A 24,887-nucleotide genomic window follows, 5' to 3' on the forward strand; every position below is an offset into this window, starting at 1 on the left:
AGCACGAAAAATCTTGCTTTTGCTCTTTTTATGTTTCAAAACTCATGATTTAAAGATATTATCTATATCCTGGATTTCTTTTGGCGTTAATGTAATTTCTAACGCTTTAAGGTTACTAACAATTTGCTCTGGTCTTTTTGCCCCAGGGATAACAGAATCAATTCCATCACGTGTTAAGTACCAGGCAAGGACAAGATGTGCCATTTCAACATTTTTTGATTCGGATATGGTTCGTAATTTTTCTACCTTTTCAAGATTTTGCAGGTATGATTCCTCTTTAAAATAAGGTAATCTTGCTCGAAGGTCAGTGAATGTGGAGTCCTTTGAAAACTTACCGGTTAGTAAACCGGCTGCTAAAGGGTAAAATTGTATAAACGAAATATTTTTTTCAATCGTGTAAGGTATTATGTCATTTTCTAGTCCTCTGTCTAACAAGTGATAACCACCCTGGTATACATCTACGTAACCGTCCTGGTTCGCTTCTCTTAGCTGATCTATTGAAAAGTTTGACACCCCAATTACTCGTAGTTTCCCTTCATCTTTAAGCTCTTTTAAAGCACCGATAGCCTCAGCTTTTGGCGTTGTTTTATCGGGTTTGTGGATATAATAGATATCAATATAATCTGTTTTTAAACGCTTTAGGCTTTCTTCTACCTCTTGCTTTAGGAAGGAAGGGGAGTTATCAAATTGTATTTTTTGATTAATAAGTTTGGGGCCACCCTTTGTTGCAATAATGACATCAGATCGATTTCTCATCTCACTTACAACTTCACCAATCAATTCCTCTGACCTTCCAAACCCATAGCTATATGCCGTATCAATAAAATTTATATCATGATGAAATGCTGTTCTTACTAAATCTTTCCCAACCTCATCATCAAGGTTTGAATAGATATTATGACCACCAATCGCATTTGCTCCCAACCCGATTGGATTAATATATATTTCGGTTTTACCTAAACGAACTTGTATTGTCATTTTAAGCATCTCCTCTAAGCAAAAACATTTTATTTCAAGGGCTTATAATCAACATCAACTTTATCCTTTTCCTGATAAGGGGAGAGCATGAAAGCAGCTTTAAAAATTGTTTCCCCTGTATTTACAAGATAATGAACTTTTTTTGGCTCGACATGGATAAAGTCGCCTTTACTGCAATTGAAAACTTCTCCATCGATGTGGATTTCCAATTCGCCTTCAAGAATAAAGAAATTTTCCTCCATTACATTATGGTAATGGGCAGGGAAGTCTTGACCAGGTTTTAAAACCACTACACCAAAGTTCATTCTTGGACCTCTTTGAAGATACTTCGGACCACTATCACCAAATCTGTATTCCTTTTCGTTCTCATTAATAACCGTCATTGTTATCACTCCAAGTCGCTTATTTTAAGACTAAGAATCGGGCGCAAATTCGCAAAGGCTCATTTGATTCCGGGTGCTATCCACATATGCTCAGTTAAACCACTATCTGCTAATTCAAGTTGATGTTTGTATATGCCCTTCCACTTACTGTATAACTCATCATAAACTTCCCGATTTTCTTGATTTGGTAAATAGGTTCTTTCGAAATGAATGACTTTTGCTATAGCATCGTTAAAATCCTCATAAATCTTTGCGCCAACACCTGCACAAATTGCGGCACCTAGGGCTGTCGATTCTTTTACAACTGGAACTTTTATAGGCGTATTAAGGACATCGGAAACGATCTGACACCACAACTCACTTTTCGAAGCTCCACCCGCAAAAATAATCAGTTCAGGAGAAGTATTTGTTATAGCATTAACCAATTCGATATTCCCCTTCGTTACAAAAGCTGCATTTTCCATAATAGATCTATAAAAGCTTGCTTTGTTATACTTGTGGGAATCAAGTTTAAAGTTAATAAAACCAGGTGCGGCATGCTTCCAAGTTTTATAGTTCATTTGATCTGAAAAAGTGCATAGCAACCCAAAGCTTCCGGCAGGAACGTTTTGTGCTCGTTTTTCCATCTGAATATAAATACTTTCTCCGGTTTTATCTTGAATGTCCTTTTCAAGCTCACAAAAACTATCTCTAAACCATCTCATCACTAAGCCTGGAAAAAAGGCAATTGCTTCGTATTGCCAAGTATTAGGTGCAGCATGGCAATTAATTCGTACTCTGCATTCATCGTCGATTTCAACATGATTTGTAGTATATTCGTATTGCCAGAAGCTTCCTCCAAAGATAGCAGCATCGCCTTCTTTAATAACCCCTACGCCAATACAACCAAGCTGCGCATCTCCACCTCCAGCAACAACAATTGTTTGAGGGTTTAATCCTGTAAGCGTTGCCATTTCGTTCGTTACGTTTCCAATTACCGTACCACTTTCGTATACGATTGGAAAAATATCATTTCTCAGGTTTACTTTTTGGGCGATACTTGGATCCCATAACCTGCTTTTTAAATCAAAGAGCCCAGTAGTACAACCGTTTGAAGGCTCGACTGAGATAATATCTGTGAGACGATAGGTTATCCAGTCATTAAGCATCGTTACATATTTTATCTTTTCGTATGTGTCAGGGAGATTATTTTTAACCCAAAGTATTCGAGGGATGGCACCTAAGGAAAACGTCTGACCAGAGAGTTTATAAATCTCAGATTCTAGTGAATCGCTCTGGCTATATAGATTTGCAACTTCATCGTTAGAACGTGAATCAACATTCGCACATGCCCATATTTCCTTGCCCTTGTCATCATATAAAACGATGGCTTCTCTCATACTAGTCGTAGAAATGGCAAGTATATCACGTGGGTCTATTTTGCTTTTGTCGATCGTTTCTTTGATGAGGTCAGTAATGATACTGATATTTCTATTGATATCAAAATCCATAGAGCCTGGATATCTTTTATCTTCATGGTGTGTCCATTCAGCCTGTGAAACGCATACCTCTTGGCCAGTTGTGTCAAATATGATTACTCTCACACTGCCAGTTCCAGCATCGATAGCCATTAGGAATTTCCCCTTCATTCCTATTTCCCCCTTATCAAAAAAAGATAGTGTTCACTCTTTATATCAATCCTTGGGCAACTGATTCATCAGTAATTAGAACATCAATATATCCCCCCTTAAGTGCACCAATTATTGCATCCTTTTTTTCAAGGCCGCCAGCAACAGCTACTACATGATTAAGGGATTTTAGTACGTCAATTTCAGTACTAATAAGTTGTTTATGAAAATCTAAATCTAAAACATTACCATTGATATCGTAAAACTGGCATAATAAATCGCCAACTGCCCCCTTTGACTTTAATATTTCAAAGTCATTTGTATTGAAATAGCTTTCTTTAATTAAGGTGGCTCGATCATTCAGAGCGCCTATTCCGATTACTGTTAAATTCGTATATGGTATCATATCTAATATTTTGCTTACTGATTGTTCCTTTCGTAAATGCTCTGCAATATTTTTAGAGGAAATGATTAAGGGGGAAGGAACAATGTAATGATTGTAGTTAGGGTTCGTATAATAGTCTGATCTCGTATCGATAGCGGTAGGCATGTAGAACTTTACACCGCCAGAAAGTGAAACAAATGTCACTTTGTATTTTGTTGAGATACGCAAATGTCCTAAAGTTCTAGATACAGCTTCTCCGTAACCAATGCTTAACATCGTATCACTTGTAATTCGATCTTCAATATACTGGGCAGCAGCAATCGTTAAACTTTCAACATTCTTTTGATTTGAAGTAGGTACAATGATGATATCCTTTAGATTATATTTTTTCTTAATCTTATTTTGGAGACTAAGATTCTCAATTTCTTCCAGGTTGATTTTAAATTGGATCACATTGTTTGTTTTTGCTTTTTCAAGGTATTTAATAACCTTCATTCTTGATAAATTAAGAGATTCTGATATCTCATTCTGCGTTAGACCTTCAATATAATATTGCCACGCAATTTTTACGATTAAGTCATTTTCATAGTTCATCATAATCACTCTTCTTAGCTATATTTTTGGTTAATACAATTTATTCATATGCCAACAAATGTTCAAAAATGATACAAACATAACATCCTATTTCCAAAATTCATGAAAAACCATTTACAGAAAAATCCTTTTATTATTATGCGAATAATCTCGGGCCTGGGAATATATATGTAATATAAAAGTTCTATGGTCTATAAAATTTTAATAATTATGAAAATGAATAATTTTATCCTGCCTTAATAAAATGTTTTAACTTTATTCAGCAGAAGTCCCTACTTCTATAAGTGGGGGATGAATGAAATTTTGAGTATCAATCAGTGGTGGGTTTAAACCCCGACTGAATAAAGTGAAAGCCTCCGGCGGATGCCACGATTTTTCAGGGGTAGTTTTTCGAGCGAGCTCGAAAAAAACCGGGCGCAAATACGCCAAGGCGCATTTGATAATCAATCTAAAACCGTTAAAAGAAAGCGATTACAAAAATAGAGAGATTTGTAGGCATGGGGGGGTTTTTATGGAAGTGAAAAAAAGGCTTGTTAGGCTAGACAATATCTATAAGACTTTTAACCAAAATGAAGTCCTTAAGGGTGTCTCTCTAGAAATTTATGAATCTGAAGTAATCTCGATTATCGGTGGAAATGGTGCTGGAAAGAGTACATTGATGAAGATACTTACAGGAGTCTATAAAGCGGATAGTGGAAGTATAGAGGTAAGTGGTGAGAAGGTGAACCAGTTTAATCCCTCTATTGCACACGAAAAAGGAATCTATTTGGTGCCTCAAGAACCTTTATTATTTCCAAATATGTCAGTTGAGCAAAATCTCACAATTGGGTTAAATAGGAAAAAACAAGTGGTAAGGGAGCAGGCAAAGAAATTAATTCACCAACTAGGTTGGGATCTTGATTTGAATAGATTTGCAAATTCATTGTCAATTGCTGAGCAGCAACAAGTAGAAATCATAAAAGGTCTGCTAAGGAATGCGAAGATTCTTATTTTAGATGAACCAACATCTTCTCTAACATTTGCAGAGACGAAAAGCTTATTCGAGCTAATTGAGAAGTTAAAGGCCGATGGTGTAGGTGTTTTTTATATCACTCATAGACTTGATGAGGTTTTTCAGATTTCGACACACGCAGTCATTCTTCGAGACGGTAAAGTGACATTAAAAGGAGAAATCCATGACTTTACAAAAGAAATGTTAATTAACGGATTGTTACCAGAAGAAAGCGAACGAAATGGTAAAGAAGAGTTTAGGAAAAGGTTCATAAGTCGTGAAAAAGAAGAGCCGATCCTGAAGGTCCAAAATATTTGTGGTGATGGTTTTAAAAATATAAGTTTCGATGTTTATAAGGGAGAGGTAGTCGGTCTTGCGGGACTCGTTGGGGCAGGTAGAACTGAAATTGCAGAGGCTATATATGGAATTAATAAAATAACTAGCGGGAAAGTTTATTTGAATGGAAAGGATATTACGGACTTACCAGCAAACGAAACAATTGAAAGTGGCTTAGCCTATATTCCGGAGGACCGGTTTTTAAACGGAACTTTTTCAATTAGTTCGGTAAGTAGTAATATCACAGCACAGGTAATCAAAAATCAGGGATTTTTCCTAAATAAAAATTTGGAAGAAGCAATTACAAATGAATATGTTAAAAAGTTAAGCATTAAAATAAGTAGCCAAAATGAAGAAATTAAATCATTGTCTGGCGGAAATCAACAAAAAGTAATCATAGCACGGATTTTATCTACAAATCCACAACTTATCATCATGGATGAACCTACAAGGGGAATTGATGCAGCAGCGAGGAGTGATATTTATTCGATTATCACACAACTAAAAAAACATGGATATTCGATTTTGTTGGTCTCTTCAGATTTAGAAGAAATTGAAAGAATTAGTGATCGAATATATGCCATATATCGTGGTACGTGTGCGGACTGTCTTGGATTTGATGAGATTAATGCAACAAATGTGATGAGTGCTGCATTTGGAACATATAAAGGAAGAAGTGATAGGCATGTCTAAAATCACTGGCATAACGAAGTATAGGGAATTTAGAACCATTATCTTCTTGATTATTATTTTTTTGCTGGTAGGTATAGTTAACTCTGACTTTCTTGCTTTGGAAAACATACTAAATTCTGTGAAAAATAGTTTGCTATATATAGTCCTTGCGGTTGGATTAACTTTCGTTCTATTGACAGGAGAAATTGATATCTCTGTTGGAGGTACTTTAGGACTTAGTGCTGCAGTAAGCGGTGTGATTGTAAGGGACGGAGGAAGCATCTTTCTAGCGATTATTGTAGCTATTTTCATTGGGGCTTTAATCGGTTTAGTCAATGGAATAGGGGTTACAAAACTAAAAATATCTTCATTCATTATGACTCTAGGTATGTTGGAAATTGTAAGGGTTGTACAAGTAATATACACAGATGGAAAATGGATTGAAAATCTTCCTGCAAATTTCAAGCAAATCTCACAGATTAATCTACTGGGAATGAATCTATTAGGAATTATCGTGATTTTAGCCGTTATTATCCTACATCTTTACTTGTCAAATAGTAGGAAAGGGAGGTACTTCTCGGCGATTGGTGATAACGAGGATGGAGCTATATTAATGGGAATACCCGTAATAAGGTATAAAATCATATCATTTGTCATTTGCGGAATCTCAGCTAGTTTAGCTGGACTCATCTTTGCAAGTCAGGTTGGTTTTATTTCAACCACTGCGGGATTAGGGATAGAGATGACGGTAATCGCAGCTGCTGTTCTTGGAGGAGTCTCCTTAAGCGGTGGCATAGGTTCTGTAGTTGGTGCGGCGATTGGAGCCATTATTATGAGTTCAATTAATTCAGCTTTAGTATTCTTAAAAGTTCCAGCATTTTGGAATGCCACAATCTCAGGGTCGCTATTGATCGTTATTGTCGTAGTTGATGTCCTCATTTTCCGTAGAGCTAATAAGAAGGCGAAAAAGGAAAGGTTAAATGCGAGAGTGCTAACTTTAAAGGAGGAGGTGTGAAGTCTGGGATGCTGAAAAAAATACCGAAGTGGAATTTGATCCTTTTACTAACATTAGTTGGTGAAATTATTATATTTGGTTTAATTAACCCGAGATTTTGGAATCTAAATGTACTTCTAAATAGTTTTAATGACTTTGTGGGAATTGCCATCATTGCTTTTTTTGTGACATTTGTCGTTATTACAGGTGGTATCGATATTTCAGGGGGATCTATTATCGGGCTAACTTCTGTAGTAACAGGTATGCTAGCACAATTTGTTGGAATGAATATTTGGATTGCCGCCCTATTAGCAGTACTAGTTGGAGGACTCTGTGGTTTGCTGAATGGAGTACTTATCGCATATGCCAAAGTTCAGGCCATGGTTATAACGCTAGGCGGGATGCTTTTATATAGTGGAATTGCAATTGTATTAGTTGGTTTATCGGGAACAAGCACATATGAGGGAATTTCTGGATTTTCACAAGAGTTTATAAATCTAGCAAATGGAAAAATTCTTGGAATACCACATTCCGTTATCCTCTTTCTTGTAATACTAGTGATTGCCTATATTCTACTTCATAGAACGAGATATGGGAGATATGTCTATTTAACTGGGATTAATCAGAACGCAGCGGATTATTCAGGTATCGATACTAGGAAGATTATTACAAGTACTTATATTTTATCAGGGTTAAGCGCAGGTATTGCGGGTGTAATTTTAACATCGTATTTGGGAAGTTCTCGAGCTGATTTTGGTGCGGAGTATTTAATGCCAATTTTAACAGCTGTTGTCCTAGGAGGAACATTAATAACTGGAGGTAAAGGGGGTGTTATCGGCACTGCACTTGCAAGCATAGTTGTTGGTTTCTTAAAGCTAGGATTGCAAATGGGAGGAGTTCAAACACAATATATAGGCTTAGCTACAGGATTGCTCTTAATCACTTCGGTTGCATTCTTAGGTGTTCCAGGATTCAAGTCCAAGGTAAAAAGATTTTTAACGATTAAAAAGGACAGAGGGGGAAATCTACATGCGTAAATCCAAGTTTTTTCAACTATTAACGGGAGTGGCTCTTTCCACATTGTTATTAGCAGCCTGTAGCGGTGAAGATTCTGGCAAAAGTACAGAAAATGGTTCTGGCGGAGAAAAAGATGCAAGTGACATTGAAGTCGTTTTTATTCCAAAAATGACTGGGAATGCATTCTTTGAATCAGGTAATGACGGTGCACAAGAAATGGCTGAAAAGATAGGATTTAAGGTGAAATATGATGGCGCACCGGAGGGAACAGTTGCAAATCAGGTGCAGATTATTAATAGTGCGGTCAATAGTGGTGCTGATGCAATTGCGATATCATCAGTTACCTCTGATGGATTAAATCAAGCTTTACAAAAGGCATTAGATGCAGGAATTAAAGTTGTTACTTGGGATTCAGATGTTGACCCGAAATATCGAACTGCATATATCAATCAAGGTACACCTGACATCCTTGGTGCAATGCTAGTTGACATGGCAGCACGTCAGCTTGAAAATCCCGATGAAGCACAACAGATTGCATGGTTCTATTCAAGTCCAACTGTGCCTGATCAGAATTCATGGGTTGATTATGCGAATAAATATATAAAAGAAAAATATCCTAACTGGGAAGTTGTAACAACACAATTTGGTGATGGGAATGAACAAAAATCTCTCCAAGTGGGTGAAAGTATTCTAGATTCATATCCTGACATCGATATTATTATTTGTCCTGACTCTACTGCTTTACCTGCAATGGCACAAGCGGCACAAAATAAAGGACTAAATAAGGAGGATGTAATCATTACTGGATTTGCATCTCCAAATTCTATGAGACAGTATATTGAAAATGATACGATCGAAAACCACGGTTTATGGGACGTAAAAGACCAAGGGGCTCTCGCAGTCTACATTGCATACTATTTAGCTCAAGGAAATGAACTAAAAGTAGGTGACACTGTAGATGTTCCGGAACTAGGGGAAGTAAAAGTAGAACCAAATTCTGTTCAAGGCTATGAGTACGAGGCAGAAGATTCCGGAATTATTGTATTACCTGAAAGAATCGTATTCACGAAGGATAATACAGGAGACTATGATTTCTAAAACCTTATAACAAAATTTCGCTTATTACTATCGATACGATTCTAGATATCTTGTAAGGAGAGGAAGAAAAAATGGCTGATGTAATTGGAAACAAAGCTGCAAAGAAATTTTTAGAAGAAACTCCTTTTGCCAATAATGGTAACTTTCATGTGAAAGGAGCAGCTAATTTAGATTGGGGAATGAAAGATCGATTATCAAGAATTTTTAATCCTAAAAGTCAAAAGACAGTCATGTTGGCTTTCGACCATGGATATTTTATGGGACCAACATCAGGCTTAGAAAGATTAGATATCCTTATTCCGAAATTAGCAAATTATGCTGATTGCTTAATGGGAACTAGAGGGGCAATCAGAAGTAGTGTCCCCCCAACCTTTAATAAATCAATAGCACTCCGGGCGTCCTCAGGCTCAAGTGTATTGCAGGATGACTTGAGTCACGAATCGATGGTTGTTGATATTGAGGATGCAATTCGAATGAACGCAAGTGCGATAGCCATCCAAACCTTCATCGGGGCAGAGGGGCAAAAGGAAACAATTGAACAACTAAATAAAGCAGTCAATTTAGGAACTAGGTACTCAATACCAACTATGGGTGTTGTTGCTGTCGGGAAGGAGATGGAACGCACAACCCAATTTTTCCTCTTAGCAACTAGAATGTTAGCAGAATTTGGTGTGCAAATAGTCAAAACCTATTATTGTGAGGACTTTGATAAGGTAGCATCTGCTTGTCCTGTACCATTAGTAGTTGCGGGTGGAAAGAAAGTTCCTGAAAAAGACGCACTCTCGTTGGCGTACAATTCTATCCAAGGTGGTGCGGCCGGAGTTGACATGGGAAGAAACATTTTCCAATCAGATTACCCTGAAGAAATGATTCAGGCAGTGGGAAAGGTTGTGCATGAAGGATATACGGATAAGGAAGCATATGAGTTTTTCATAGATTTAACGAATCAATAATGCTAATTTATTAGAAATCAAGCTTCTGCCTGGATAAGGGTAAAAGCTTGATTTTTGTTTGTCCTTTTAGAAAATATTTTAACTTTTTAAATTAGTACGATATAATTTATGTATATTTCGATTTGCGAAACATTTTACAAGAGAGGGGAAATTTAAATGGCATTATTACGTTCAGAAGTACCTGTTGAGCAAACATGGAACCTACAAGATTTATTTGAAACAGATGAGGCATGGGAGAGAGAGCTTTCGTCTGTTGAAATTGACATCCAAACCGTAACTCAATTTAAGGGGACTGTTGGGAAGAGTGCTAAGAACTTACTTAATTGCTTATTAGCAAATGACGCACTTCAGGAAAGAATTATGCGTGTTGTGAGTTATGCAGATTTACATATGTCGGTAGACGGTACGAATTCCGTTTATCAAACAAATGCTGCCAGGGCCGCATCCTTGGTCTCCAGTGTAAGTGCGAGTATATCATTTATAAAGTCAGAGCTACTTGCATTAGAATCAGAAACCATCCAATCATACATAAAAGAGGAAGAGGGATTACAAGAGTTCATAAAAACGTTATCGGATATCTCAGAGGCAAAGGAATACACACTATCCCCTGATGCAGAGGAAGTTTTAGCTGCGTTTGGTGAGGTGATGGATTCTCCATATATGATTTACCAAAGAAGCAAAACTTCAGATATGCAGTTTTCAGCATTTAAGACGGATAATGGGATCGAACATCCACTTACTTTTAACTCATTCCCAAAATATGAGGATTCTCCTGATACGGAATTGCGCCGTAAGGCTTCTGCAGCTTTTGCTGAAACTTTGGATAAATATAAAAATACCTATGCTGCGACATTAGCCACAGAGGTAAAAAAGCAAGTCATTGAAGCGCGCTTACGTGGTTATGAATCTGTAACAGATATGCTACTTGATGAACAACAGGTTACAAAGGAAATGTACCATAATCAGTTACATACCATTCAAACGGAATTAGCACCCCATATGCGACGCCTTGCTAAATTAAAGCAACGCGTATTAGGGCTTGAAAAAATGTATTATAGTGATTTAAAGGCTCCGCTTGATCCAGACTTTGACCCAGAGGTAACGTATGAGGAGGCTTCAAAGTATGTTCTTGATGCCATCCAGGTTATGGGGCCGGAATATAGTAAAATTATGGAAGAGGGCATTCATAATCGTTGGGTCGATTTAGCAGATAATATTGGGAAACGATCGGGTGCATTTTGTTCGAGCCCGTATGGAGCCCACCCATATATATTGATGACATGGAATAATTCCATGCGAAATACGTATACTCTTGCACATGAATTGGGACATGCTGGTCACTTTGTGCTAGCGGGGCGTAATCAACGCATCTCAAACAACCGTCCTTCACGTTATTTTATCGAGGCGCCATCAACAATGAATGAGATGCTGTTGAGCAGACATATTCTTTCGCATTCCAATGATGAACGGATGAAGCGCTGGGTGATTTTACAATCATTAGGCACCTACTACCACAATTTCGTTACCCATATATTAGAAGGTGAATTACAACGTCGTATCTATGAGTTGGCTGATAAAGGAACCCCGATTACAGCAAAACTTTTATGTGAACAAAAAACAGAGTTGCTGTCGACATTCTGGGGCGATGATGTAGTAATGGATGAGCTCGCTGCTTTAACATGGATGCGTCAGCCACATTATTACATGGGTCTATATCCATATACGTATTCTGCTGGTCTGACTGCTTCAACAGCTGCATCCCAAATGATTCAAGAGGAAGGCCAACCCGCAGTCGACCGCTGGTTATCTGCATTAAAAGCAGGTGGAACACTGAAACCACTTGAGTTGATGAAGCTTGCAGGTGTTGATATGTCAACACCGGAACCAATTAAGAAAGCAGTTGCCTATGTTGGTTCATTGATAGATGAGCTTGAAAGAAGTTTTTGATCAAAACGTTTTAACCTAGTCATTTTGGCTAGGTTTTTTTGTGTAAAAATGGATTTCAGGCATAAGATAAGGAAAGTGAAATTTTAAAGCTTGTACAATGATTCATTTATTCGCCTATGTAGTACAATAGTAGTAAAGGATTCTGATCATTTAAAATGGGGGATTCAAATGGATGAAATGGAAAAGCATTATTCAGACGATAAATTTTGGGAAAAACTTAAAAAGTTTGCATTAAGAGCGGGCCATTCAGTCGTATATACGGCATTATTGCTTTATTATGTCCTTCAAAAACCTGATTTGCCTGCAAAAGCAAGGGTGACGATTCTTGCTGCGTTGGGGTATTTTATTTTTCCAGTGGATCTCATTCCAGACCTTGCAGTAGGTATCGGCTTTACCGATGATTTAGGTGCCTTAGGTGTAGCATTATTCCAAGTGGCAATCCATATTGATGACAATGTCAAAGCAAAGGCAAAAGCAAAGTTAGTTGACTGGTTTGGTGAAGATGTCGATACTTCAGAAGTGGATGAAAAACTCTAGAAAGTAGAAAGGAACTACCCTTATTTAGCCTGGGGTAGTTCTTTTTTTAGAGTGATGGATCGTGGTGTTTTGGGTTCATAATGCAGGACTCCTTTTTCTTTAAGGCGATCCAGATATGCTTTAATTGTGCTTGTTGAGCTCACCGAAGTACAGAGTCTAGAAAGTTCACGTATCGTCGGAGCTTTGTGGAATTTCTTCATATATTTTTCAATTTGTTGAAGTAATTCCTGTTCGGTGTCCTCCATTCGCATTTGTAGTGTTCTAATTTGCAAACTTAACAACTCCTTTTTTCCTGGGTACATCTGCAGATAATATGCTTTCTATTTTAAAAGTTCTTTTTTTATGACGAAGCAAGCAATAAGCCTTGATGGTATGTTCATTGATTTCGTAAACCTTGATTAGGCGTTGTGTAAGTATGCCGTTTTGAGACATATAGATGATTTCGATTGGTGTGTGTTGAGAAAGGGCTCGTTGTAAAATCCCGCGCATGTAATCATCTCCTTTCTTATATTATATACGAACATATATTCTATTATCAACATAAACCAGAACATTTATTCGTGTCTTGGAGACTCGCTTTTAAATCAAGGATGTATGAAAACAGGGGTACCGATTGGAATGGTTCGTGCCAGTTCCTCAACATCATGGTTATACATTCGAATGCAACCTTTTGAAACGAATTTACCGATAGAGCTCGGGTCATTGGTTCCGTGGATTCCGTAGTGTTCTTTTGATAAGCTCATCCACATTGTCCCAAACGGTCCACCAGGATTCGGGGCTTTATTGATGATGATAAAGTTTCCGATAGGTGTGGAATGAAGCATACGGCCAACCGCAATTGGGTATTGTTTTTGTAAGACTCCATTTTTCAGTAAGCGTAAATGACGGTTCTGAGTAGAAATCTCAATTTTAAAGGGAATTGTTGAGGGGTCTGGGAAACCTGGAATAATAATGGATTGACCTGGATAAATCAGATTGGGGTTAATGGAAGGATTTGCTCGAATGATTTCAAAAAGTGGTTTCCGATAATCTCTGGCGATTTGATTCAGTGTTTCACCAGGTTTTACGGTATGATTCAACAGGAATACCTCCTTATTTACTACGTACATTCATCATATTAATTAACGAAGGAAAAGAGTCTGTACCTGTGGTCCAACAAGCCAATCCTCTGTTAAGAGGAATAAAAATACACCAGGCTACAAGGCCTCGTGTATTATGATTTGGATGAAATAGTTGGAGTTGTTTGTTGCGTTTGGTCTGCTTTTCTTTTTCCGGGAATGCCGTTTGTCTCAAGTAATTCAATGATTTTATCAAGATGTTCTTCATTTTCAACAACAACGAAATTGAGGAATGGAAAAATACTTTTTACCTTAATCGTTAACTTATAGCTAAAATTTAATCGGTCTTCAATCCCGTACAAATCATGCCAACGGACAATTCGCTCGACTTCATATTCCTTGACTCGGCTATAAGAAAAATATCGGCCCTGAAGGATAATACCTTTTGGTAATAAAAAGAGGTTTCCACGGTGGCGAACTGCACTAATGAGTGCAAAAAAGAAATATGCCAATGAAAAAAAGGAAGATCCTAAGTAATCTGTTGTAAGAATAACAATTAATAGCCCTATGAGAACGATGATTATAGCAGTCGTTCCCCATTTGACAATTTTATAAGATCTTGTTGATTTAGAAAGGGGCTCCATTTCCTTAAACTCATTCGGGATAAGGATGCCACGGAACTCCTCTTCCGTTTGCGGGTAAAGGGCTTCTTTTGAAAAATCGACTGCCTTTTTAATACTGATTCTGTATTGAATCAAATAATACACACCAAGTATGAAAACAATCGAAAAAAAGATATCTACAAACAAATAATCACCAACCTTGGTTTTTACATTATTTTCTATATATCTATTTTTTCATATTTTCAGCTGTTTGAAAAGGAAAAAAGACCACATTGCTGTGGCCTTCCTTTTACGCTTGTTTTGCATCTTCAACGATATGATATAGCAGGTGAGCGAGGTGATGGATGGGTCCATACTCTTGCTCTTCGTCTTCCGATTCTTCATCTGAAAACTCAAGGTCATTAAGGTACAATGCCATAAATTCATAAAAGTCCTTAAGCTCAAATGAGAAACAGTATGTAGGTTCTTCACTATCTTCTTCATACTGCAGGGCAAGATAATGTATATTTCCCTCGGCATCCGCACCATCGAAAAAGACAAAAAAACCAATATTTGTGTCAAGCTCAAATAAGTGTCGCGTACCACCTTCAGTCACACGGTTAAAATCGTCTTCCTCGAGGATACCGACTTTCATTGCTTCAACAGCATCTTCTTTATGAAATGAAACAGTAATTGATTTCAAAGATAACACCTCCTTAGGCTCATCTTTAGATTGTACTAAAAATATAAAAAGTAAAACAGCTAAAAGAAAATTAATCGATTTTTAAGATTACTAGATTTTCAGGTATAGAACCTAATCACCCTGGCTATCCTTGTTAAGGAGGTGAGGGACAAAATGAAAATGACAATTGCATTAATCTTATCGTTGGGAATTTTAGCAGGATTTTATAATAATCAGGAAGAAATCATTCAAAAAAACGATTTAGTGGATATAAAAGAAATTGCCGATAAAAATGAAATTGAAATTTCATCTTGGATGGCCTTATCTCGAGATAAGGTTGGACAAGCAAATAATGTACATGAAATGAAACAACAGATTGAAAAATTCATGAGTGATCATGGTTCATATAAGTGGAAAAGCATTCTTAAAGAAGAAAACAGCCATTATGTTTGGCAAGGATTAAAAGAAAATGATAACGGAATTACGGAGTCAATTAAGCTAAAAGCTTATAAATCCAATGATAAATACGAAATCGCTATCACGAATGAAGCAAAAGGGAATCAGCTTACTGCAGACCATGTTGAATGGGTGAGTGAAACTTTCGTGGAAAGAAATACTTTTTATACAGTCTCCGGTGTTATGAGATCCAAATCAAACCAATTAGATGAGGTAGCCGAGAAGATGGTTGGAGATGTGAATGCAAAGATGGTGGAACAGCTACAAGAAAAGAAATTTGTGTCGGTATCAGCTTACTCGGAGGTTTTCGAATCTGAATTGTTAACAGCAAAACAAGAAAAAATTAATCTTCAACTAGGCTTACGAGCAGATACAGATAAAAATGAAATCGACGTAACGATTGGAACACCAATAATTACAACCGAATATTAGAATAAGTAGCTTGGGCTAGTTTCCAAGCTATTTTTAAATGGAAGAGCATATTTTGTGACTTTTTCAAATTGTATGCTAAATTAATAGAATAAACTTCGAAGAAAGGATGAAACTAAATGTCACTTGAGAGTGTAAAAGATCATTTCAAAAAGTGGAACCGTGAAAAAGATGTGATGGAGTTTGATTCTGTAAGTGCAACCGTTGATCAGGCTGCTGATACAATCGGCGTTGCCCCTGAACGGATTGCAAAAACTCTTTCCTTTCGGGGAAAAGAGGATGCTGCCATTTTAGTTGTAGCAGCAGGGGATGCGAAAATTGATAATAAAAAATTTCGAAATACCTTTGGGTTTAAGGCAAGAATGCTGTCTGCAGAAGAAGTAGTCGAACAAACCGGACATGTCATAGGTGGTGTATGCCCGTTTGGCTTGGCAAACAATCTTGACGTTTACTTGGACGAGTCCTTAAAACGCTTTACGACCGTATTTCCAGCATGCGGCAGTATCAATTCTGCTATTGAACTAACCTGTGACGAACTATTCCAATACTCCGAAGCAAAACAATGGGTCGACGTATCCAAAGGCTGGCAACCCGAACAAACCGAACAAAAAGAGGCCGTACATAACAAATAGGTGGGACAGAGGGACAGGTCCCTCGTCCCACCATTTTTTTACAGGATTAGTGAAATCCCCTTCATTGAGGTTATGAAGGGGAAATCGAGTAGGTGGATGGGGAGAAATCCAAATCTTCGGGGTTATGAAGGGGAAACCGAGTAGGTGAATCGGGAGAAATCCTCTTCATTGAGGTTATGAAGGGGAAACCGAGTCGGTAGATCCATAGAAATCCTCTTCATGGGGGTTATGAAGGGGAAACCGAGTCGGTAAATCGTGAGAAATCCTCTTCATCGAGGTTATGAAGGGGAAACCGAGTCGGTAAATCGTGAGAAATCCTCTTCATCGGGGATATGAAGAGGAAAACGCGACGGTAGATCCATAGAAATTTTCTTCATCAGGGATATGAAGGGGAAACCGAGTCGGTAAATCGTGAGAAATCCTCTTCATTGAGGTTATGAAGGGGAAATTGAGTCGGTGGATCAGGAGAAATCCTCTTCATGGGGGTTATGAAGGGGAAAACAAGTCGGTAAATCGTGAGAAATCCTCTTCATCGGGGATATGAAGGGGAAACCAAGTCGGTAAATCGTGAGAAATCCTCTTCATCGGGGATATGAAGAGGAAAACGCGATGGTAAATCGTGAGAAATCCTCTTCATCGGGGTGATGAAGGGGAAACCGAGTCGGTAAATCGTGAGAAATCCTCTTCATAGGGGTTATGAAGGGGAAACCAAGTCGGTAAATCGTGAGAAATCCTCTTCATCAGGGTTATGAAGGGGAAACCAAGTCGGTAAATCGTGAGAAATCCTCTTCATCGGGGATATGAAGAGGAAACCGCGACGGTAGCCCCAGAGAAATCCTCTTCATCGTGGATATGAAGGGGAAACCGCGACTGTAGGTCCAAAGAAATCCTCATCATTATAGAGGGAATGTCTATTTTTTTGATGATACTCCTGGTAAATATAATGAAGTAAACTATTGGGATACCAAACAAGATGCCAAATCCGCACATAAGGTAATCTCTCCAAAATTAGAAGCGGCGTTTAAACAAATGAAAAGCCTACTTATCTCTTCATTGAAGTATTTGATACCATTGATGATGAGGAGATTATCTCATCACATTCCGTAACTAAATGAAAAAAAGAGCTTGGTGAGGTGGTGACCCCACAAAGTTAGATTTTCAACTCTAACTTCTGGGGTGCACCACCCGACTCAAGCTCTTTTTATGTGACAACAAATATTTGGGAAATAGGATTGTATCGCCATACCGTATTTTTACAGGGACAACGGACCTGTCCCTGTGTCCCATTATTTTTTCTTGTTGTATCCTCGTTCCCCGTATGGTTGGAAGTGTTCTAACCATTTGTTTTCGAGTTCTTGTAATGCTTCTTTTTCATTGTAATAGGGATCGTCCTTCTTTTTGAGTTTTTCTAGTATCTCAATACTGAATGCACTTGCGCCGTAATGGTTCCAATCTGCTTGGAGCGCTTGGTTCGTAGGTGAGGCTGAACCTGATTCTAAACTGAACTTTAACCCGTTTAAAGTTTTAAAGTTTCTCGTGCTTCCGATGAAAAGCTTCCCATTTTGGTTGTTTTTTATTTGATAAACACCAGCTTCAATTGGCGTTTCTTTATATTGCTGTTTCAATACTTTCTTTCGATCCATAGTAGACACTCACTTTCTTCTTATTGTTTCAGCCAATATTGACTGCCATCTTTCTTTCGTTCTAAAAATCCATAACTAATTAAATATCTTCGAATCAATACATAATCATCATACAAACCTTTTAATATCTGGTTGATTTCTCTTTCTGTGTATGTGATGTTACTATCGAATTGTTTTGTTATTTCTCGCAAAACAATCAGTCTTTGTTTTTCTTTTGGGGGGAATTTTAGTAGTCGACCATTTATCCCTTCTGGTAAAAACTTTTCAATGATTTCTTGTTGCTCCTGCTCTGTAACAGCATATCGATCATCAACCATTGTCGCTGTTTTATGAGGGGGAACAAAGGCTGGTGCGTGTTGATCTTTTTCTTTTAATAGCTCCATGATGGCTAAGAAGGTCCTAGCTTGGCGTTCTTTTTCTTTCAATGCAAAACGATGATGTCTAATTGTAGAAGTACTGCCGATCCCCATTTCGGCTTGAACTTCTTTATCGCTTTTTCCTTGGTAGAAAAGACGAAGCAGCTGATTTTGATGGTCCGTAAGACCCGTAAGTTTTTTATCAAGTTCGATTAAATAATCAAACACAGATTGATGGGTCGCTTCGATATGAAGACGCATATACCTCTCCGCCTCATAAAGAACTTTTTCATGAGGATATATGACCCCCTTTTCTATTTTCTCGCCACATAAAAGGCAGACATATGAATCTAACTCTTGGATATACCCCTTTTTAAGTTCATCTAGTGAGGCATTCCAAAAATTTTCCGACATATCCATTACTTAAACACATCCGTTCAACGTTTGATATAGAACAAACACTTTTGAAAAGTGTTTATCTTTTAATCAAAATTTTATAGTGTCCCCAGCTAAAAGTCAAACACTTTATCTGGTTGTTTGTATAAAAGTAAACATTTTGTGTGAAAGTTTAACTATATGCAAAAAAGACTAGGATCTATTTATCCTAGTCTTTTCATTTATTCAATTAGCCCTAGCTGTTTTAATCCGTTGTATACGCCGGAATTCTCGACATCCGTTGTTTTATATTTTGCATAGGAAAATAAATCGGGATTGGCATTTCCCATGGCAAATCCAGAACCGACTGCTGACAACATTTCCTTGTCATTCATGCCATCTCCAAAAGCAGCCGCTTGTTCAGTTGATATGTGAAGTGAAGCTAACACAGCTTTTACGGCAACCCCTTTGTTTACTTCATCACGAATGACATCGTGACATGTTCTCATACCATCCACATTAACCGAGGAGAGGTGAATCCCATCGATATGTTCGAACCATTTTTCTGAATGTTCCTCATTCGTAATAATCGTCGAACCTAGAATTTCGTCTTTTTCAGTGTCATCGTATAGCGCATTTTTCCTTAGATGGAAGGTTTCGATGAACTCTTTTACAATCTTAGAATCCATGCTAGTGAAGATATTTTTATTTTGAGTATATAGAACAATATCGTAATTATTTTCCTTGGTCGTATGTAAAAGGTTGTCAACTAAGCTAGCTGGAAGTGGTTCATTAAACAGTGTTACACCACGATGAATGGCAAAAGCACCATTATATGCAATATAGGATGAAATTGAAAGTTCATCTCCAATATCCGTTATTTCATGAAGCGGTCTACCAGTCGCGAGAAATACTTCAATTCCATTTTGCTGAAGGTGGGTAACCGCCTCCTTGGTGGATTCTTCAATGGTATCGTCCGGTCGCAAAATCGTTCCGTCTATGTCAAGAAAGACAATTTTTATATCAGGCATTTATTTTCTCCTTTTTAACTTTATTCAGCGTTCATGCCGTTTCATACAGTTAGAGAATTAATTCATAGTGGAGGTTCAAACTTAATGAATAAAGGTAAAGCCTCCGGCGGATGCCACGATTTTTCAAGGATTCGAGTTTGCTTGAAAAATCGGGCGGCAAATACGCCAAAAGGAATTTGATAATAGTATACCACGTTAGTTTGAAACCATATGGGGTGTTTATTCGTATTCATAAGTATGAAGGAGGGGACGGCATGCGTGCAAAAATGGGAGGCATCATATTATTACTAGTATTCCTTTTACTTTTTCCGATGCAAGGTTTCGCGGTCGATTTTTGGATCAATGATGTAAAAATGGATGCGCAGTTGCAGGATGATGGTACTGTTCACGTAACAGAAACACATACATATGAATTTGATGGTGAGTTTAACGGGATAACAAGGACTGTCATCCCGAAGGAAGGAAGTACGATTAAGGACTTTTCCGCTACTGAAAATGGAGCGGAGTTACGAGTAAAAAAGGAAGATGAACTTTATAAAATTTATCGTAAGGGTGAGGACGAGACAATAACAGTCACACTTACCTATACGATTGAAAAGGGCTTAGAAATCTACGAGGATGTAGCCCAATTTTATTGGCCATTTTTTGATAGTCGGAATGAGGCAACTTATGAAAACCTCGTTATCACAGTTCGTCCGCCACAATCAACAAACGACGTGATTGCCTTCGGGTATGATGAGGCATTTCAAAAGGAAACTGTGAAATCGGACGGCTCTGTTGTCTATCAGTTCGGAGAGGTTCCGAGTGAAACAAATGGAGATATTCGAATTGCTTATGATGTAAATCTTTTTTCTGGAGCAGGCTATGTAACCTCTGATAAACCGATGAAAGCAGAAATTATGAATGCCAAAAATGAACTACTTGCAGAAGCGCAGGAATGGACAGAGACACAAGACACTCTATCTAAGGTAGCGATTGTGTTAGTACCGCTTTTGGCATTAGTCTTTTTGATCATAATGATTCGAAATCGGATGGAAGGTCGAGCAAAGTTAGCTATGGTAAAAAGGGAGATGACAAATCCGGGTGCACTCCCGAAACAGGATCTTAGCTTGCCTGCAACTATCCGTTTTACTAACTACAATTATTTACCGCAAGGGCAGTCGATGGCAGCTGCGTTATTGGATTTGGTGAGAAAGAAAATGGTTAGACAGGTGACGGATGAAAAATTTCAGCTTATGAATCAGTCCGGGGCACTGCCACATGAGAACATCTTAATGGAGTGGTTATTTGAAAAAATCGGCCAAAATGGGGAGTTTAGTTTTAAAGACCTAGAAGATTATTCAAAAAACAAGAAGAACTCTGATAGTTACTCAGGCTTCCAACTGAAATGGGGCGAGTCAATTCGAAACGAAATTAAGGAACGCAATCTCTATGAGGATAAATCAAAGTTCAAATTGGTTCTTGGGCTGTTAAGCATTTTACTGGTTCCATTTTTAATCTTGTTCCCAATGTATGAGTTATTTTCTTGGTTTGTTTTGGATTTGATTTTGTTTGGAGGAATCATCATCTATTTGATTGCTTATCGACCAAAAAATATAGATGGTTTGCGAATTTACCATGAATGGTTACTGTTCAAAGAGAGATACAAAACATTGTCATCGGATGAATGGAAAAAATGGTCAGAAGATGACCAGATGCGTGCCTATATTTACGGATTTGGTATGGGAGACAAGGAAATGAAAAAGCAGAACGAGGATCTGATATCCGCAATCACTAAGCCTTATTACAATAATAGCACTGGTTTTTATCCTTATTCAGTAGCCTCATTTGGCTATGTTGGACCAAATGCCTCAACCCACTTTGATTCTGCCAATGAACTCATTGGAAGTGGAAGCAGCAGTTCGAGCAGCACAGGCGGTGGTGGAACCGGTGGTGGCGGAGGCGGTTCTGGAGCGTTTTAGGGACACAGGGACAGGTTCCGCGTCCCACCATATTTTTACAGGGACACTGTACCTGTCCCTCTGACCCACAAAATAAAAGCGGTAGCCCACGGGCTACCGCATTAACTAATCTCAATATAATTTTCCCTGTCGATATAGGACAGTAGATAGTCTTGTGACGGCATGAATATAACAGTTTTGACGCAGGGTGAATGAGTCCCCAAAGAAGGTCGGTAAGATTGCATCCAATGTTGCCTTCATTTTATTCAATAGCTGACTGAACACTTCTTCCTCGGAATAAAATTGTGTTTCACGACCCTGTAGCCACTCTAGGTAAGAAACGATAACGCCACCTGCGTTTGCAAGAATGTCCGGTATAATCAGGACACCTTTTTTACTTAAGAAATTGTCTGCTTCCTGTGTTATAGGGGCATTCGCACCCTCTAAAATAATAGGTGCTTTAATTTTCTCCATATTATTCTTATGGATTTGATCCTCTAAAGCAGCGAGAATCAGAGTATCTACTTCTAAATAAAGGATAGCCTCTCGGTCAAGAATTTCAGCCTTGACACCAGCTGCAGCTAGCTCCTTATCAGAAATAGGGAGATCCCCTTTATTGCTCTTAGTGAATTTTACAAGAGAAGGGATGTTTAAACCGTCCTCATTAAATAAAGTAACATTCCGGTCACTAACAGCTACAACTTTATTTTGTAAATGAGAACATTGATAAGCCTCTAGAGCTGCGACAGAGCCAACATTACCGAAGCCTTGCACCGCGAGCCTCATGGCTTGGTTTTCAAATTTGACCACTGTATTTGAAAACACATTATCAGTTTTCGTAAGTAGACTCTTTTGATTTTGAAGAAAATCATGAAATAGATATCGGAACGTAAAATAGACGCCTTTCCCGGTAGCTTCTCGTCGTCCTAATGAACCACCATTAACCACGCTCTTTCCGGTAAAACTCCCGCGATAGGGTGTGCCAGGTCGAATGCTTTTATACTCTGCCATCATCCAATCCATCTCGCGTTCACCTGAACCAACATCTGGTGCTGGAATATCTTTATCAGGACCAAGACTATCTGAAAAGTAACGAACATATTTTTTGCAAATTAGATGTAGTTCTTTTTCGGAAAGTGTTCTAGGATTGATAACGAGTCCGCCTTTGCCTCCACCAAAAGGAACGTCATGAAGTGCATTCTTTAATGTCATCAGAGAAGCAAGGTTAATTACTTCATCTTCGTTGACTGTTTCGTGAAAACGGATTCCACCCTTATAAGGACCTAACGCATTATTATGCTGGACACGGTAGGCTGGGATACGAACCACCTGACCATTTTCTAACGGGATTCTTAAAAAAGACTTATGAACATGATTCGGGGTTGATAGTATTGAGGCTAGTGAGGTAAAAGCTTGCTCACGGGTTTCCCCAGATAACTCTGGAATAAACGTGTCATCCTTCATTAATGCATCTAATGATTCTTGGACAATCAACTTTGTTTTATTCAATTCCATTCCTCCTTGTTGAAAGCGTTATTACACCTATAATTGTAACATATAGACGGTGTAAATGTTGGTCTGGGACTCTGTACCCTTGTCCCAAGGAATAGGAGCGTTGCTCTACATAAAACTGGCGGATGGAAGGAAAATACTAGAGTGGAGGGATATTGATGAAATATATTATTATTGGTGGCGATGCAGCGGGAATGAGTGCTGCTATGCAAATTGTACGGAATAGCTCAGGGAATTCGATTACTGTGTTCGAGAAGGGTGGAATCTATTCATATGGTCAATGTGGGTTGCCTTATGTAATAGGTGGGAAGATTGAGTCCACAGACAAGGTGATTGCAAGAACACAACAAGAATTCATAGAAAAGTATGAGATTGATGCAAGGGTATTTCATGAGGCGAAGAGCATTGATGCGAAACATAAGGTTGTACGAGGAATTAACCTGTCCACGGGAGAAAACTTTGAACAAGCATATGACCGTTTGCTAATTGCGACGGGTGCCAGTCCAGTTGTCCCAAATTGGGAAGGAAGTTCACTTCAAGGCGTCTTCACGCTAAAAACAATACCAGATACTGAAGAAATTTTAGATTATGTATACAAGGGGTTCCGTGATGTCAAAGACGTAACAATCATCGGTGGTGGTTATATAGGTCTTGAAATGGCAGAAAGCTTTTCGGAAATAGGAAAAAACGTCACCATCATTGAAAGAAATGATCAGCTTGCTGGAATTTTTGATCGAGATCTTGCTGAACTCATTCACGAAGAGGCAAAGAAACATAATCTAACACTAAGATTTGGTGAATCAGTAGAAGGTTTTATTGGAAATAACTTTGTTGAATCCGTAAAAACGGATAAAGGCAGTGTCAAAACAGATTTGGTTTTAATTGCCGTAGGAGTGAAGCCAAATACAGCGTTTATTAATGGTACGGGAATTGTAACAGGAATAAAGGGAGCGATCCAAGTAAATTCGAATATGCAAACAAATCTGGATGATATCTTTGCAGCGGGTGACTGCGCAACACAGTATCACCGAATCAAGGAGCGGGATGATTATATTCCTCTTGGTACTCATGCCAACAAGCAGGGGCAGATCGCTGGCTTGAATATGGTCAATTTACATAAAACCTTTAAAGGCGTAGTTGGGACATCAATTATCAAGTTTTTTGATTTAACACTTGGTCGAACCGGGCTATCAGAAAAAGAAGCGGAGAGGTTGAATATGCCAACTGCTTCTGTCACAATCCGTGCGCGAGACATTGCGGGCTATTATCCGGATGCAAAGAAGATGTCCTTGAAATTAATCTACCATAAAGTAACCCGCAAGCTTCTTGGGGGACAAATTATTGGCGAGAATGGCGTAGACAAACGAATTGACGTCCTATCCACGGCCCTCTTTCACAGTATGTCTATTGATGAATTAATGGATTTAGATTTAGCATATGCACCACCATACAATGGTGTTTGGGATCCCATTCAGCAGGCGGCAAGAAAAGCAAAATGAGGATACAGGCTCTTGTCTCTTGTACCCTGCCAAAAATTGGTGGGACAAGGGACCTGTCCCTGTGACCCACCATGCTTGACGATTTTGGGGGGGTCTTATATTATATGGGAAGATACTTGGTTTAATCGAGAGAGGTTCATAGCTCATAACCCTCTATAAAAAACTATGGATACATGACTA

General features: G+C 38.3%; 24 protein-coding genes and 1 riboswitch. Of the genes, 11 read left to right on the plus strand and 13 right to left on the minus strand.

Annotated elements, in window-relative coordinates; translation table 11 throughout:
• Positions 1-42 precede the first annotated feature (42 nt).
• The 4 genes from AC6CHV_RS15590 to AC6CHV_RS15605 are packed head-to-tail and all read right to left on the minus strand — an operon-like array spanning position 43 to position 3,947.
• The gene (locus AC6CHV_RS15590; protein WP_341329831.1) at positions 43-978 is read right to left on the minus strand and encodes an aldo/keto reductase; all 936 of its coding nucleotides are present in this window, start codon (positions 976-978) and stop codon (positions 43-45) included.
• Positions 979-1,007: 29 nt separating this feature from the next.
• On the minus strand, positions 1,008-1,361 hold the full coding sequence (locus tag AC6CHV_RS15595) for a cupin domain-containing protein (RefSeq protein ID WP_341329832.1): 354 nt from the start codon (positions 1,359-1,361) through the stop codon (positions 1,008-1,010).
• Positions 1,362-1,420: 59 nt separating this feature from the next.
• Positions 1,421-2,989 carry an autoinducer-2 kinase gene (gene lsrK, locus AC6CHV_RS15600; RefSeq protein ID WP_341329833.1) on the minus strand — a complete coding sequence of 523 codons (1,569 nt, stop codon included), beginning with the start codon at positions 2,987-2,989 and terminating at the stop codon, positions 1,421-1,423.
• Positions 2,990-3,029: 40 nt separating this feature from the next.
• Complete coding sequence (locus tag AC6CHV_RS15605; protein ID WP_341329834.1) at positions 3,030-3,947, minus strand: sugar-binding transcriptional regulator; 918 nt, start codon at positions 3,945-3,947, stop codon at positions 3,030-3,032.
• A gap of 511 nt (positions 3,948-4,458) precedes the next feature.
• Here AC6CHV_RS15605 and AC6CHV_RS15610 point away from each other — a divergent pair.
• The 7 genes from AC6CHV_RS15610 to AC6CHV_RS15640 all read left to right on the plus strand — a co-directional run bounded on the left by AC6CHV_RS15610 (position 4,459) and on the right by AC6CHV_RS15640 (position 12,492).
• Positions 4,459-5,967 carry a sugar ABC transporter ATP-binding protein gene (locus AC6CHV_RS15610; RefSeq protein WP_341329835.1) on the plus strand — a complete coding sequence of 503 codons (1,509 nt, stop codon included), beginning with the start codon at positions 4,459-4,461 and terminating at the stop codon, positions 5,965-5,967.
• Positions 5,960-6,961 (plus strand): ABC transporter permease subunit, encoded by a 1,002-nt coding sequence (locus AC6CHV_RS15615; protein WP_498079176.1) that lies wholly within the window; start codon positions 5,960-5,962, stop codon positions 6,959-6,961. The genes AC6CHV_RS15610 and AC6CHV_RS15615 overlap by 8 nt, the downstream gene beginning before the upstream one ends.
• Positions 6,962-6,969: 8 nt before the next feature.
• On the plus strand, positions 6,970-7,977 hold the full coding sequence (locus AC6CHV_RS15620) for an ABC transporter permease (RefSeq protein WP_341329837.1): 1,008 nt from the start codon (positions 6,970-6,972) through the stop codon (positions 7,975-7,977).
• Positions 7,970-9,055, plus strand: coding sequence for an autoinducer 2 ABC transporter substrate-binding protein LsrB (gene lsrB / locus AC6CHV_RS15625; RefSeq protein WP_341329838.1), 1,086 nt, complete (start codon positions 7,970-7,972; stop codon positions 9,053-9,055). The genes AC6CHV_RS15620 and lsrB overlap by 8 nt, the downstream gene beginning before the upstream one ends.
• Positions 9,056-9,126: 71 nt before the next feature.
• Entirely contained in the window at positions 9,127-10,008 is an 882-nt protein-coding gene (gene lsrF, locus AC6CHV_RS15630) for a 3-hydroxy-5-phosphonooxypentane-2,4-dione thiolase (protein ID WP_341329839.1), read from the plus strand.
• Between the two features lie 156 nt (positions 10,009-10,164).
• Positions 10,165-11,955, plus strand: a complete 1,791-nt coding sequence (pepF, locus tag AC6CHV_RS15635) for an oligoendopeptidase F (RefSeq protein WP_440273646.1) — start codon at positions 10,165-10,167, stop codon at positions 11,953-11,955.
• Positions 11,956-12,123: 168 nt separating this feature from the next.
• On the plus strand, positions 12,124-12,492 hold the full coding sequence (locus AC6CHV_RS15640) for a YkvA family protein (protein WP_341329841.1): 369 nt from the start codon (positions 12,124-12,126) through the stop codon (positions 12,490-12,492).
• Positions 12,493-12,512: 20 nt separating this feature from the next.
• Here the strand turns inward: AC6CHV_RS15640 and AC6CHV_RS15645 are convergent, their stop codons facing one another.
• From AC6CHV_RS15645 to AC6CHV_RS15665, 5 genes are all read right to left on the minus strand, one after another.
• The gene (locus AC6CHV_RS15645) at positions 12,513-12,764 is read right to left on the minus strand and encodes a LexA family protein (RefSeq protein WP_165918166.1); all 252 of its coding nucleotides are present in this window, start codon (positions 12,762-12,764) and stop codon (positions 12,513-12,515) included.
• Positions 12,754-12,981, minus strand: coding sequence for a hypothetical protein (locus AC6CHV_RS15650; protein ID WP_341329842.1), 228 nt, complete (start codon positions 12,979-12,981; stop codon positions 12,754-12,756). Before AC6CHV_RS15650 ends, AC6CHV_RS15645 begins: the two co-directional genes overlap by 11 nt.
• A 95-nt stretch (positions 12,982-13,076) precedes the next feature.
• Positions 13,077-13,571, minus strand: coding sequence for a L,D-transpeptidase family protein (locus AC6CHV_RS15655; RefSeq protein ID WP_341329843.1), 495 nt, complete (start codon positions 13,569-13,571; stop codon positions 13,077-13,079).
• Between the two features lie 134 nt (positions 13,572-13,705).
• Entirely contained in the window at positions 13,706-14,317 is a 612-nt protein-coding gene (locus tag AC6CHV_RS15660) for a hypothetical protein (RefSeq protein WP_440273656.1), read from the minus strand.
• A 145-nt stretch (positions 14,318-14,462) separates the two neighbouring features.
• On the minus strand, positions 14,463-14,855 hold the full coding sequence (locus tag AC6CHV_RS15665; RefSeq protein ID WP_309101759.1) for a cytosolic protein: 393 nt from the start codon (positions 14,853-14,855) through the stop codon (positions 14,463-14,465).
• Positions 14,856-15,008: 153 nt separating this feature from the next.
• Here AC6CHV_RS15665 and AC6CHV_RS15670 point away from each other — a divergent pair, with 153 nt between their 5' ends.
• Both AC6CHV_RS15670 and AC6CHV_RS15675 read left to right on the plus strand, forming a co-directional pair.
• Positions 15,009-15,722, plus strand: coding sequence for a YwmB family TATA-box binding protein (locus AC6CHV_RS15670; RefSeq protein WP_341329845.1), 714 nt, complete (start codon positions 15,009-15,011; stop codon positions 15,720-15,722).
• 116 nt (positions 15,723-15,838) lie between these two features.
• Complete coding sequence (locus AC6CHV_RS15675; RefSeq protein ID WP_341329846.1) at positions 15,839-16,351, plus strand: YbaK/EbsC family protein; 513 nt, start codon at positions 15,839-15,841, stop codon at positions 16,349-16,351.
• Between the two features lie 1,286 nt (positions 16,352-17,637).
• Here the strand turns inward: AC6CHV_RS15675 and AC6CHV_RS15680 are convergent.
• The 3 genes from AC6CHV_RS15680 to AC6CHV_RS15690 all read right to left on the minus strand — a co-directional run bounded on the left by AC6CHV_RS15680 (position 17,638) and on the right by AC6CHV_RS15690 (position 19,756).
• On the minus strand, positions 17,638-17,994 hold the full coding sequence (locus AC6CHV_RS15680; RefSeq protein ID WP_498079177.1) for a GIY-YIG nuclease family protein: 357 nt from the start codon (positions 17,992-17,994) through the stop codon (positions 17,638-17,640).
• A 20-nt stretch (positions 17,995-18,014) separates the two neighbouring features.
• Positions 18,015-18,770 (minus strand): DUF2087 domain-containing protein, encoded by a 756-nt coding sequence (locus AC6CHV_RS15685; protein WP_498079178.1) that lies wholly within the window; start codon positions 18,768-18,770, stop codon positions 18,015-18,017.
• A 197-nt stretch (positions 18,771-18,967) separates the two neighbouring features.
• The gene (locus AC6CHV_RS15690; protein WP_498079179.1) at positions 18,968-19,756 is read right to left on the minus strand and encodes a Cof-type HAD-IIB family hydrolase; all 789 of its coding nucleotides are present in this window, start codon (positions 19,754-19,756) and stop codon (positions 18,968-18,970) included.
• Between the two features lie 254 nt (positions 19,757-20,010).
• On the opposite strand from AC6CHV_RS15690, the gene AC6CHV_RS15695 reads away from it, so the two are divergent.
• On the plus strand, positions 20,011-21,717 hold the full coding sequence (locus tag AC6CHV_RS15695) for a DUF2207 domain-containing protein (protein WP_341329850.1): 1,707 nt from the start codon (positions 20,011-20,013) through the stop codon (positions 21,715-21,717).
• 111 nt (positions 21,718-21,828) lie between these two features.
• On the opposite strand, the gene AC6CHV_RS15700 is transcribed toward AC6CHV_RS15695, so the two are convergent.
• Positions 21,829-23,211, minus strand: a complete 1,383-nt coding sequence (locus AC6CHV_RS15700) for a Glu/Leu/Phe/Val family dehydrogenase (protein ID WP_341329851.1) — start codon at positions 23,209-23,211, stop codon at positions 21,829-21,831.
• A gap of 155 nt (positions 23,212-23,366) precedes the next feature.
• Between AC6CHV_RS15700 and AC6CHV_RS15705 the strand changes: the two genes are divergently transcribed.
• Entirely contained in the window at positions 23,367-24,707 is a 1,341-nt protein-coding gene (locus tag AC6CHV_RS15705) for an FAD-dependent oxidoreductase (protein ID WP_341329852.1), read from the plus strand.
• A 125-nt stretch (positions 24,708-24,832) separates the two neighbouring features.
• Positions 24,833-24,880, plus strand: a riboswitch (PreQ1 riboswitch).
• Positions 24,881-24,887: the final 7 nt, after the last annotated feature.

Source organism: Ferdinandcohnia sp. GQ5 (assembly GCF_059759275.1).

Bases quoted from the DNA above. Each gene is read 5' to 3' on its own strand.
- AC6CHV_RS15590 (WP_341329831.1), bottom strand. From the start codon at position 978: ATGACAATACAAGTTCGTTTAGGTAAAACCGAAATATATATTAATCCA.
- AC6CHV_RS15595 (WP_341329832.1), bottom strand. From the start codon at position 1,361: ATGACGGTTATTAATGAGAACGAAAAGGAATACAGATTTGGTGATAGT.
- lsrK (WP_341329833.1), bottom strand. From the start codon at position 2,989: ATGAAGGGGAAATTCCTAATGGCTATCGATGCTGGAACTGGCAGTGTG.
- AC6CHV_RS15605 (WP_341329834.1), bottom strand. From the start codon at position 3,947: ATGAACTATGAAAATGACTTAATCGTAAAAATTGCGTGGCAATATTAT.
- AC6CHV_RS15610 (WP_341329835.1), top strand. From the start codon at position 4,459: ATGGAAGTGAAAAAAAGGCTTGTTAGGCTAGACAATATCTATAAGACT.
- AC6CHV_RS15615 (WP_498079176.1), top strand. From the start codon at position 5,960: ATGTCTAAAATCACTGGCATAACGAAGTATAGGGAATTTAGAACCATT.
- AC6CHV_RS15620 (WP_341329837.1), top strand. From the start codon at position 6,970: ATGCTGAAAAAAATACCGAAGTGGAATTTGATCCTTTTACTAACATTA.
- lsrB (WP_341329838.1), top strand. From the start codon at position 7,970: ATGCGTAAATCCAAGTTTTTTCAACTATTAACGGGAGTGGCTCTTTCC.
- lsrF (WP_341329839.1), top strand. From the start codon at position 9,127: ATGGCTGATGTAATTGGAAACAAAGCTGCAAAGAAATTTTTAGAAGAA.
- pepF (WP_440273646.1), top strand. From the start codon at position 10,165: ATGGCATTATTACGTTCAGAAGTACCTGTTGAGCAAACATGGAACCTA.
- AC6CHV_RS15640 (WP_341329841.1), top strand. From the start codon at position 12,124: ATGGATGAAATGGAAAAGCATTATTCAGACGATAAATTTTGGGAAAAA.
- AC6CHV_RS15650 (WP_341329842.1), bottom strand. From the start codon at position 12,981: ATGCGCGGGATTTTACAACGAGCCCTTTCTCAACACACACCAATCGAA.
- AC6CHV_RS15670 (WP_341329845.1), top strand. From the start codon at position 15,009: ATGAAAATGACAATTGCATTAATCTTATCGTTGGGAATTTTAGCAGGA.
- AC6CHV_RS15675 (WP_341329846.1), top strand. From the start codon at position 15,839: ATGTCACTTGAGAGTGTAAAAGATCATTTCAAAAAGTGGAACCGTGAA.
- AC6CHV_RS15680 (WP_498079177.1), bottom strand. From the start codon at position 17,994: ATGGATCGAAAGAAAGTATTGAAACAGCAATATAAAGAAACGCCAATT.
- AC6CHV_RS15685 (WP_498079178.1), bottom strand. From the start codon at position 18,770: ATGGATATGTCGGAAAATTTTTGGAATGCCTCACTAGATGAACTTAAA.
- AC6CHV_RS15690 (WP_498079179.1), bottom strand. From the start codon at position 19,756: ATGCCTGATATAAAAATTGTCTTTCTTGACATAGACGGAACGATTTTG.
- AC6CHV_RS15695 (WP_341329850.1), top strand. From the start codon at position 20,011: ATGCGTGCAAAAATGGGAGGCATCATATTATTACTAGTATTCCTTTTA.
- AC6CHV_RS15700 (WP_341329851.1), bottom strand. From the start codon at position 23,211: ATGGAATTGAATAAAACAAAGTTGATTGTCCAAGAATCATTAGATGCA.
- AC6CHV_RS15705 (WP_341329852.1), top strand. From the start codon at position 23,367: ATGAAATATATTATTATTGGTGGCGATGCAGCGGGAATGAGTGCTGCT.